Source organism: Vibrio sp. M260118, from assembly GCF_036533755.1.
Lineage (GTDB): Bacteria > Pseudomonadota > Gammaproteobacteria > Enterobacterales > Vibrionaceae > Vibrio.
Genome location: NZ_JATABG010000669.1, coordinates 1 through 712, shown reverse-complemented (window position 1 = coordinate 712; position 712 = coordinate 1). Strand labels below are relative to the sequence as shown.

The 712-nt window shown below is 44.5% G+C and carries 3 tRNA genes and 1 rRNA gene; all 4 read right to left on the bottom strand.

The annotated features are described in order from the left end of the window. Positions 1-129: ribosomal RNA gene (locus QTO00_RS20450) — 23S ribosomal RNA — on the bottom strand; the annotation flags it as partial. A 331-nt stretch (positions 130-460) separates the two neighbouring features. Continuing rightward, positions 461-536, bottom strand: a tRNA-Val gene (locus QTO00_RS20445). Between the two features lie 29 nt (positions 537-565). After that, positions 566-641, bottom strand: a tRNA-Lys gene (locus QTO00_RS20440). Positions 642-643: 2 nt separating this feature from the next. Beyond that, positions 644-711: transfer RNA gene (locus tag QTO00_RS20435), tRNA-Glu, on the bottom strand. Position 712 lies beyond the last annotated feature (1 nt).

The following is a 712-nucleotide window of genomic DNA, read 5'->3' as shown; positions in this document are numbered from 1 at the left end:
GGTTTCCCCATTCAGAAATCCCAGACTCAAATGGTTGTTACTACCTAATCTGGGCTTATCGCAAGTTACTACGTCTTTCATCGCCTCTGACTGCCAAGGCATCCACCGTGTACGCTTAGTCACTTAACCATACAACCCCAAAGGGTCTTACAGTCAAACAACCAAAGTTGTCTGCATTTTTATACATGTGCAGACACGATTTTGCCGGACTCAAATTTCCAAGAACACTTGAATGTGTGTTGGTACCTAATTCATAGAATTAGGATTTGAGAACTTTTAATTGAATAACAACGCATCTCATAGAGATGGGGATTGTTGTTATTCGTCAGCTTTCCAAATTGTTAAAGAGCATGTTTTCCGAAGAAAGCATTTTCTAAAGATTCTTAGACGGTCGAAAACTCCAACCACGTACGCTTTACTGAAGTGGTTTGGAACTTTAAATCCAAAAACATTTAGAGAATGGTGGGCGATACCGGGCTCGAACCAGTGACCCCCTGCTTGTAAGGCAGGTGCTCTCCCAACTGAGCTAATCGCCCACATTATTTTTTCATTCTCGTGGAGAGAATGGTGGGTCGTGCAGGATTCGAACCTGCGACCAATTGATTAAAAGTCAACTGCTCTACCAACTGAGCTAACGACCCAATGGTATCCCGTAGGGGAGTCGAACCCCTGTTACCGCCGTGAAAGGGCGGTGTCCTAGGCCTCTAGACGA